This is a genomic window from Chryseobacterium gregarium DSM 19109 (assembly GCF_000430845.1).
Taxonomy (GTDB): Bacteria; Bacteroidota; Bacteroidia; order Flavobacteriales; family Weeksellaceae; genus Chryseobacterium; species Chryseobacterium gregarium.
Genome location: NZ_AUMU01000034.1, coordinates 1 through 9,364 on the forward strand (window position 1 = coordinate 1; position 9,364 = coordinate 9,364).

Here is a 9,364-nt window from a genome sequence, read left to right on the forward strand (position 1 = left end):
ACGGGAAGCAATATCACGATCACGGCTCCCGAAACCATGACGCTGAACTGCAGGAATATGAATATCAACGTTGCAGAAAACATGATAACGAATGTAGGAATGAATAAATCGGATACCATTACAATGAATCATACACAAAGTGTCGGGGCTATGAAGATGACTTCTGTCTTGGGCGATGCCAACCTGTTTATTACCGGGAAACTTACAGAAATGATTGAAGGGGATGTGCACAGTGAAACCCTTAAGGAGCGTAACGAAATCTCTCATGAAGATATGAATCTTACATCAAGCAAGTACATCAATAAAAATGCTCAGGAAGAAGTTCAGAATAACAGCGGTGAAAAAAGCAAAAACTACTGATCATGTCCAGAACAAGAATTGTACAGGGGAGCTACAGTAAAGTGACAGGAGGCGATCATAATATGTCTTCTGAAGGGAAAATTGTCTCAAATGCCAGCAATGAGATAAGGGAAAACGGAACTGGTAGCGGCGTTACCTATGGAAATTTTGAAAGAAAGGGAAGTACGGCAAATGAAGATTTTGAAATTTCTTTTTCGCTTAAAAAAGACAGCGGTTTCTCAACGGTAGTTCCTTTTGGGATACTGGATTTTGAAGGGAATTATGAAAATGCCAGTTTTGTTTTTAATTATTCACTGATGCTGAGCAATATAGATTCCCTTGAGTTTAAAATTTTAAATGAAGACGGAAGTACCTTGTATGCCATTACCAACCTGCCTGAAATTGTGGTGACTGCAAGAAGGCTTCCTTTACTGGCAGAGGATATCCTGAAACAGAAACCTGCGTATGAACCGCTGCAGCCTGTTAAAGTCTGGGACTGGAAAAGTGTTTTTGATCCCTATAACACCGCACCATCGGATTACACTAAAATAGGATCTTACCTTATATTCTGGGATGGTTTTGATAATAACGGGATTTATGACAGTTCAAAATTCAATAATAAAAAATTAAAAGCAGTGATCACAGCCAGTAAAAATGGCACACAGAAAAGCAAAGAAGTGGAATTTACCACCCACTACGATAAAGTAGACTGGGTAGATGTAAAAATCGATAAGGTTAATAAAAGAATAGATACCACGCTGCGGGTGAACTTACAGGATGGCGGGGCAGAAGGCCTGGAATGTTCATCCCGTCTGGAAGGCGCAAGAGATGAAACCCGCTGGGTGGAGCGCTGTCCGTGGGATAGAATTCCGAAGGAAGCTTTAGCATTTTATAATAAACCGCCAATAAAAACAAGACAAAGAACATATCAGGAATTATTAGATATAACATTACAGGGAATTAATCAGTTTTGGTCAAGAAATTCCAAAAATATAGGAAAAGGAGTAAATATTGTTTCTGATTTTTATGAAGTACATGTAAATGCAAATGTAGATGAGCAGGGATTATCGGCACCAGAAATTGTTTATCAGACAAATTGTGAAGAAGGAAGATCCAGAAATTTTGAAGCTTCAAGAATTTTATTTTTTTATGAAGGATATTTATTTAGAAATGATTGGAATAAGTATCCTAAAACTCATGAAAGATTTAAAAATAAAGGTTGGAAATATGAAACAGCAAATATGGAAGATTATAAAATGGTATCAGCCCATGAAATTGGACATGAAATTCTGCTTACCTATGGAGGGCATATATACTCTAAAACCCATAAAGGAACATCACATTGGAGTATGATCATTCAGGATCCTGATGAAGATGCAACATATATTCCTCAAACAGGTGAAATAGATTTAATGAAATATTATATAGATTATTATGATATTTCACGAACAATAATAACAGAATTTGATTTATTGAAAGTAATTTGGCTAACTAAAATTAGAATAAAATGAAACTTATACTTTATATTTTTTGCTTCTTATTAATAGTCAATTGTAGCGAAAAAAAATATGTAATTTATAATGCAGTAAAAGGAAATGTTATAGATGCTCATAACCGTCAGCCGGTTAAAGATGCCAAAGTTTTTGTTAATAAATCTTCTTCAAATGCCTTTGATACTTTAATAACTGATTCTAAAGGTAATTTTTTTATTGATGGTTTAGAATTGCCATATCAACATTTACATGATCAGATTAATGTATCACCTGATTATTTTATTGAAAAATCAGGATATTTAACGAAGAAGATAACTGTTCAAAACTTAAAAAAATCAAAAAACAATAAACTTGATACCATTGATTTAGGAAATATCTCTTTAGAAAAAAGTAATTAGTGTATTGAAATAATGCAGTAAATTAATAGATGATTTAAGCTGGACTTAAATTACAATTTGTTAGATAAAGTATATATCAAACAATAAATTTTGCATATATCAGCCCTTGAAATAAGTTATACTATTGCATTTATTTGATTAACGATACTCGTATGAAAAATATTTTTGTATTCTTGATATTGCCGGTATTTATTTTTTTAAGCTGCAGTAAACCTGTTGTGAAAAACAGCTATTCCGGTTTTATCTATTGGGGAAATATCCCATTAGCTCATGTAAAGGTCCTGGAACAGAATACAGATAACTTCTCTTATACAGACAGTAAAGGTTATTTTAAGTTAAAAAGATCAAACTTAAAAAATATTAATAATCTGGTTGTTTATAGTAAAAAGCATAGTGATACCCTTAAGCTTCTGAGAGGCGTGGCGGCAGGAAGTAATAACAATTATCTCTTTTTAAGTAATAAAAAAGATACATGTGATCTAAACAGAGAAAGAATTTTCAAACTTCAAAGCCGATAGATCTAAACAATAAATAGGTTAAGGTTAATCAGCCAATGAAATTATGGTGAAGTCAATGAAATATCTCTTATCAATAATAAGTTTAATCGCAATACTTAGCTGTTCAAGGAAATACGGATATATCTATGATGAAAACCGGAAGCCTTTAAGAAATGTATTGGTTCAAGACATTCAAAATCCTTCCAATAAAACCATAACGCAGGACAACGGTGAGTTTTCATTCTCAGACTGCGGTGATCTGATGATAAGTAAACAAGGCTATAAAACAGATACTTTGGAAAAATTTGGATGTAAGCCGGCCGGAAAATGTTTTAATGGCCACAGTTTCTATATGAAGAAGATAATTGATGAGAGAATTCCATGATATACTTTTATGGTTATTTAGACATTACTTCATCAGGATTACTATTGAAGTTGTTTAAAGTTTCCTGATTATAATGCAGACAAAAGCTAATAGATGTAAATCTCTGCAGTGTTTTTCCTTTGTCTCATATCTGATTAATAGTGCTTTGAAGCCGTCTATCCATACATTCATCCGCTCAATAACGAATCTTCTTTTGTAAAGTTCTTTATCAAAAGTTTCTCAATTCCCACGCATCAAAACCTGCGTCAGCATTTAGAAACAGATAATCTGTTCCGATATTGGATTTTTTGATGTCTTCCAACATCATATCCAATTGTTTTTCGATTTCAAAAACATCATGATGATTCCCGGAAGTAACTTCCGAACAGCTTAATGGAAGCCCATTATTATCACAAATAAAAAGCATATTGCTTGTCTTTGCTCTTTTTCTTCCCTGATAACCAACGCTTTCACCTCCTCTTTTTGACAGGGTATGGGAGCCATCCAATCGAATACTGCTCATATCCAAAAATGTTTTGTATTTTCCTAAGAGTTTCTGTTTGATCTTTTGCCAGCTTCCATTTTTACTCCATCTTGAAAAATGTTGGTAAACATTATTCCAGCTATATGCTACTTCAAAAAACTGTTTCAAAGGAAGTTCCCGCCATTGACACCCTGTCTTCAGACGGTATAGAATGGCTCTTACAACATCTTCCAACAATACTTTGTCATTATTCTTCTTCAAGCCTAAGGATAAATACGGACAAATCTCTTTTTTATAATATCTTTGCTTAACAAACTTTTTTTTGAAAAGAATGATACAACTTTTTTATAAAGTTTTCATTCTTTTACTTTAAACAACTTCATTATAATAAAATCGATGATAACAAAAGAAATACAATCGATTTGGGAATTATATATTTTGAGAACTTAAAATCTGTAAAAAAAGATTCTATTCCGGAATGATGAGAAAAATTTAGAATATAGATTCATAAATAATACACCGGATACTGTTTTTATGAAAAAATTAAAATAAATTTAAAGGATAAATCTATAAATTTACAATAAGATACTAATGAAACGTATCAATCATCAAAACATCAACATAAAATATAAATGGGAGTACTAGTAACCAACGAAACGGTAAAGCAGCTGTTTCATATTGCACAGTCAATTGCACGAGAACATTATAATGCTACGTATGGAGCACCTCATATCTTACGCGCATTAATGCATAAGGATATCGGTCTCAATGAATTTTTAAAAAGCATTGATAAAGATCCGGGCTATTTTTATGAATGGGCAGATGTACGCATTGAAGATTATCCGAAAACCAGCCATCTTCCCAATGAGGTTGGAGAAGATGAAGCCGTAGACCATATTATTGAAGAAGCAGATGACATTCGCTTAAAATTAGGTCTGGATGAAATTACGCCAGTGTGTATTTTAACGGCCATTGTAAAACCGCAGGTTGCTTTTACATTGCAGCAGCTGAAATCGCTGCCTCTCCGGGAACATGAAATCTTCAACCTCTACAGAAAAGATACGCCATATGAAAATTCTGAAAACGGAGAATTTTCTTCCCTATTTTCAAACGGCTCCGATTATTCAGATAATTCCTTTCCCTCCATTAAGAACTATTGTGTCGACAGAACTGTCCAAGCGAGAAAAGGCGAGCTGGAAAATATTATCGGGCGGGACAAGGAGCTGAGAATGCTGGTTGAAATCCTCTGCAGGAGAAGCAAGCCGAATGTAATCATTATCGGGGAACCGGGAGTGGGGAAGACGGCATTGGTAGAAGGTTTCGCGACAGAAATCATTAAGGGAAACGTTCCTGAAATGCTTAAAAATGCAACGCTCTTAGAACTTGATACCGGAGCATTACTGGCAGGGACTTCCTATAAAGGTGAAATTGAAGACCGACTGAAAAAAGTAATCAATGAATGCAAAAAAATTGAAAAAGCCGTTCTGTTTATCGACGAAATTCACACCCTTTTGGATCCTAAAGGAAGCATCGGGAATGTGGCCAATCTCTTAAAACCTGAGCTTGCAAGAGGGGAGATCACCGTAATCGGGGCAACCACCCAGGAAGAATACAGAAAGATCATTGAGCCGGAACAAGCTTTCAACCGCCGTTTTGAAGTGTTAACCGTAAACGAACCGGACGAAAAAACCTGTGTTAAAATGATTGATGTCCTTCTGGAAGGCTATAAAAAGCATCATGGCATTGAAGTAGAAAAAACCGCTCTTCCGGAATGTGTACGTCTGGCCAAAAGATATTCAAAAGGGAAAAAACTGCCGGATGCAGCAATTGATCTGTTAGACAGAACCATGGCAGCCATTAAAATGCTGGATGAACTTTCGGAAAAAGAACTGGAAAGCTGGAAAGCAACATATGAAGCCCTTCAAAATGAAGAATATTTAGATGATAAAGACAAAGCAGACGAATTGATCTGGAACTATAATTTATTAAGAGATAAAATCAGTCCTATTTTGTGGGGTTCGTTAAGCGAGCAGCCGCAAATCGATAATTCCATGCCTGTCGAAGAAATTCAAAAGATAATTGAAGAAACTTTCGAAGAACTTTTACAGCATGCATCAAAGAAAAGAGAAAAAGTAGACCGCTTGGAACTGGCTGCTGTCATGGCCGCAAAAACAAACATTCCGATCGGGAAAATCCAGGCCCAGGAAAAAGAAAAACTCCTGAACATGGAAGGCCTTTTAATGAACAGAGTGGTGGGGCAGGACCATGCGCTGAAAATTCTTTCCGATGCTATTGTTGAAAACCGCAGCGGATTAAATAAACCCGGACAGCCTATCGGTTCATTCTTCCTTTTGGGCCCTACGGGAACAGGGAAAACGGAACTGGCGAAATCGATGGCAGAACTTCTTTTCAACGATGAAAAAGCAATGGTGCGTTTCGATATGTCGGAATTTAAAGAAGAGCACTCCGCAGCGCTTCTGTATGGTGCGCCTCCGGGATATGTAGGTTATGAAGAAGGAGGGATGCTGGTTAATAAAATCAGGCAGCAACCTTATACAGTAGTGTTATTTGATGAAATTGAAAAAGCCCATCATTCTGTATTTGATGTATTCTTGCAGATTATGGATGAAGGAAAAGTTCATGATAAGCTCGGAAAAGAAGGAGACTTTAGCAATGCCCTGATTCTGTTTACATCAAACATCGGAAGTGAGGAAATCGTTAAGCAGTTTGAGGAAGGGAAAGTGCCTGAATCGTCTTCATTAATGCAGATCATGTCCGGTTCAGGCAGATTCAGGCCTGAATTTTTGGCAAGGATTACAGAGATTATTCCTTTTGCTCCCATTACTGAATCTATTGCAGAGAGAATTTTTAATATTCAGTTAAAATCGCTTCATGCTTCACTGACAAGATTGGGAATGACGTTGAAAATTAGTGATGAAGCCGTTAAGAACCTGGCACTGGGCGGGTTCAGCAGCAAATACGGGGCAAGACAGATTTCCGGAGTCATCAGGTCTCAACTGGCAAGGCCGATTTCAAAAATGATTGTAAGGGAAGAAGTGAAAGCCGGGCATACAATTCATGCAGACTGGAATACGGAAGAGGATAAGCTGGACTGGAAAGTAGATTAAAATAAAAAAACAGAGACAGGAGACTGATTGGGCATCTATTCAGATAAGTCTGGTCATTCTCTTCGTCAAATAAAAAGATGACACCAACCATTAAAAATATTATTCAGATCTTCATAATCCTGGCTTCGCCTATTGTGAATGCACAGTTTCTTACGGCTTCCGATACTTCTGAGAGTACGGTGAAACGATATAAAAATATAATTCGTGCCAATAAAGATAAAGTTGCTTTCATTGAATATTCTTTGGTAGAAAAGGGCCTGCCGAAGCATTTAAGGAATCTAGCTTTAATTGAATCCAATTTCAATACAAATGTGACATCCGGAGCAGGTGCCGTGGGGGTCTGGCAATTTATGACCGCCCATGCTAACCAGTATGGGCTTACGGAGCAAAACCGCGATGACTTTTACAGAAGTACCAAAACAGCCGCAATTTCTCTCAGTCATCTGTATAAGAAGTACAACAATTGGGTAACAGTAGTGGCTGCCTATAACTGTGGCGAAGGGAATATTGCCAAAGCCATGGCCGCTGCCGGATCTTCACAATATCATATTTTCTCTAAGTATCTTCCGGCAGAAACCATCAACCACGTTAAAAAATATCTGAATGCCTGCTATGCAACCGGAGAATTACAGAGTGTTGTAAGCAATTACAATTCTTCCAGAATGAATACGGTTTTCTTTGTTAACGGAGGAAGCGGGAAAAATAATGTGGAAATGGCGGAAACCGATATTAATGCAAGTTTTAATCTGAATGTGATTGCAGATGAACTTGATGTTGATATGGAAAAGATTTTGGGCTGGAATCCGGGAATTTCTGAAGAGCTTCAGCAGAAAGGCGAAAGCATGCTGTACCTTCCTAAAGATGTAATGCCCGATTTTTTATTGAGGAAAAATAAAATACTTTCCCGATCGCTGAAAGAAAGCAATACACAAAATAAAAAACCGAAAGAATAATAAAAGATATCTTTTAACCTATTCAAATCACAGGCAATATGCAAACAGAATCACAAAATATACCGAACAGCCCTACTTTCCGTCCCTCTCAGAATGCCGACGGAATATCAGAAAATCAACATACAGGAATTAACAGGTTGGTAAAGCTTTCTCTTGTAATCGAGGGGAAAGTAATCAAATACTACAAACATTTTACCTTAACCCAAAGCACCAGGCGCCATCATGAATTCAGTGTTACGCTGGCTCATGACACTTTAGGCGACCGCCAGACCCATACGCTGGAAGAAGCCAATAAGTTTTTAGGCAAACGTTTGACTGCAGTTATTTCTTATAAAGATATCGATAATAGTCCGGAACGGACATTTGTAGGCGTTATTACAAAAGTAGGCTTCAGTCAGGAAAAAATGAGTCTGGGAAATATTGTTCTGAAGGGATATAGCCCGACCATTTTACTGGACGGTGCGCCTCATGTCCAGAGTTTTGGTGGTGAATCGCCTGTAAATATGGGGATTATTGCCAATGAGGTGATTAAGCAGGGGATTGACAACCGTTTTGATATCCGGGTCGATACCAATGACTATTCCCAGATTATCTACAGCAGCCAGTATGACGAAACCCATTACAATTATCTGGCAAGAATGGCTGAAGCCTATGGCGAGCAGTTTTATTACGACGGTGAAGTACTTCATTTCGGAAAGCTTCCGCCTCAGAACAAACCGATTAAACTGACCTACGGAAGCAGTGCCAATGATATCACCGTACAACTGAAAGCCGTACATATAAAGCCTCAGTTTTACGGGTATAACAGCAGTAAAAATGAGAAGCTGACTTCAGGGGAAACTCCTGTTCAGCACGTGGGTGAGCTGGCCAAAACAGCCTATGCACATAATAATTCCATTTATAAAACTCCGGCCCTGCAGGTTGCTCCGGTTAAGGCATCCACCCATCTGGATGTAGAATATTCTCAGAAAAGTGCAGCGGGAAGCCAGGCAGTCAATGTATTTTTAGTATCCGGGGCTACCACGGTTCCGTTTTTGCATCCGGGCTGTGTAGTGGATGTGCAGATGCGTAAACCGGATACCAATGAATCTTCCTACTTTACAAGGGTTATGATTACTGAAGTTTCCCACGAAATCGACACCATCGGGCATTACAGCGGACAATTCGAAGGGATTGCTTCCGATACGGGGTTCTTGCCGAAACCTGACTTCACCGTTCCTAAAGCCGAGCCTCAGATCGCCACGGTGATCTCCAATACAGATCCGGAAGGCCAGGGCAGGGTACAGGTAAGATTTGACTGGCAGACAAACGACACCACCCACTTTATCAGAATGATGAGTCCGGATGCGGGAGGCACTGATCAGGTAAACCAGAACAGAGGATATGTGGCCATACCGGAAGTCGGGGACCAGGTCATGGTGAATTTTGTACACAGCCATCCTGACCGTCCTTTTGTCATGGGCGGCATGTTCCACGGCGGAGTAGGCCTTGGCGGCGGAGTGGACAACCGGGTGAAATCCATTCAGACCAGAAGCGGCCATAGGATCGTTTTTACGGAGAATGAAAGCATTGTGATTACGGATAAATCAGGGAATGAGATTCATCTGGATACCACGGGAAGCAATATCACGATCACGGCTCCCGAAACCATGACGCTGAACTGCAGGAATATGAATATCAACGTTGCAGAAAACATGATAACGAATGT

The 9,364-nt window shown here is 38.1% G+C and carries 7 protein-coding genes and 1 pseudogene; 7 read left to right on the plus strand and 1 reads right to left on the minus strand.

All coding sequences use genetic code 11. The features are described from left to right. The 4 genes and pseudogenes from H561_RS24140 to H561_RS0120035 all read left to right on the plus strand — a co-directional run. Positions 1 to 360, plus strand: a pseudogene (locus tag H561_RS24140) (bacteriophage T4 gp5 trimerisation domain-containing protein); the annotation flags it as partial. Positions 361 to 362: 2 nt separating this feature from the next. After that, positions 363 to 1,850 carry a hypothetical protein gene (locus tag H561_RS0120025; protein ID WP_027388593.1) on the plus strand — a complete coding sequence of 496 codons (1,488 nt, stop codon included), beginning with the start codon at positions 363 to 365 and terminating at the stop codon, positions 1,848 to 1,850. Then, positions 1,847 to 2,230 carry a carboxypeptidase regulatory-like domain-containing protein gene (locus tag H561_RS0120030; RefSeq protein ID WP_027388594.1) on the plus strand — a complete coding sequence of 128 codons (384 nt, stop codon included), beginning with the start codon at positions 1,847 to 1,849 and terminating at the stop codon, positions 2,228 to 2,230. The genes H561_RS0120025 and H561_RS0120030 overlap by 4 nt, the downstream gene beginning before the upstream one ends. 152 nt (positions 2,231 to 2,382) lie before the next feature. After that, positions 2,383 to 2,748 (plus strand): hypothetical protein, encoded by a 366-nt coding sequence (locus tag H561_RS0120035; RefSeq protein WP_027388595.1) that lies wholly within the window; start codon positions 2,383 to 2,385, stop codon positions 2,746 to 2,748. Positions 2,749 to 3,320: 572 nt separating this feature from the next. On the opposite strand, the gene H561_RS22970 is transcribed toward H561_RS0120035, so the two are convergent. Continuing rightward, complete coding sequence (locus H561_RS22970) at positions 3,321 to 3,836, minus strand: IS5 family transposase (protein ID WP_051349471.1); 516 nt, start codon at positions 3,834 to 3,836, stop codon at positions 3,321 to 3,323. A gap of 371 nt (positions 3,837 to 4,207) precedes the next feature. Between H561_RS22970 and H561_RS0120050 the strand changes: the two genes are divergently transcribed. The 3 genes from H561_RS0120050 to H561_RS0120060 form a co-directional block, all read left to right on the plus strand. Then, positions 4,208 to 6,703 carry an ATP-dependent Clp protease ATP-binding subunit gene (locus H561_RS0120050; RefSeq protein ID WP_027388597.1) on the plus strand — a complete coding sequence of 832 codons (2,496 nt, stop codon included), beginning with the start codon at positions 4,208 to 4,210 and terminating at the stop codon, positions 6,701 to 6,703. A 77-nt stretch (positions 6,704 to 6,780) separates the two neighbouring features. After that, complete coding sequence (locus tag H561_RS0120055; protein WP_027388598.1) at positions 6,781 to 7,656, plus strand: lytic transglycosylase domain-containing protein; 876 nt, start codon at positions 6,781 to 6,783, stop codon at positions 7,654 to 7,656. A gap of 38 nt (positions 7,657 to 7,694) precedes the next feature. Next, the coding region (locus H561_RS0120060) for a type VI secretion system Vgr family protein (protein WP_034762951.1) at positions 7,695 to 9,364 on the plus strand (1,670 nt) is incomplete at its 3' end.

Excerpts from the sequence above, each read along its gene's own strand:
- H561_RS0120025 (WP_027388593.1), top strand. The coding sequence starts at position 363 with ATGTCCAGAACAAGAATTGTACAGGGGAGCTACAGTAAAGTGACAGGA.
- H561_RS0120030 (WP_027388594.1), top strand. The coding sequence starts at position 1,847 with ATGAAACTTATACTTTATATTTTTTGCTTCTTATTAATAGTCAATTGT.
- H561_RS0120035 (WP_027388595.1), top strand. The coding sequence starts at position 2,383 with ATGAAAAATATTTTTGTATTCTTGATATTGCCGGTATTTATTTTTTTA.
- H561_RS0120050 (WP_027388597.1), top strand. The coding sequence starts at position 4,208 with ATGGGAGTACTAGTAACCAACGAAACGGTAAAGCAGCTGTTTCATATT.
- H561_RS0120055 (WP_027388598.1), top strand. The coding sequence starts at position 6,781 with ATGACACCAACCATTAAAAATATTATTCAGATCTTCATAATCCTGGCT.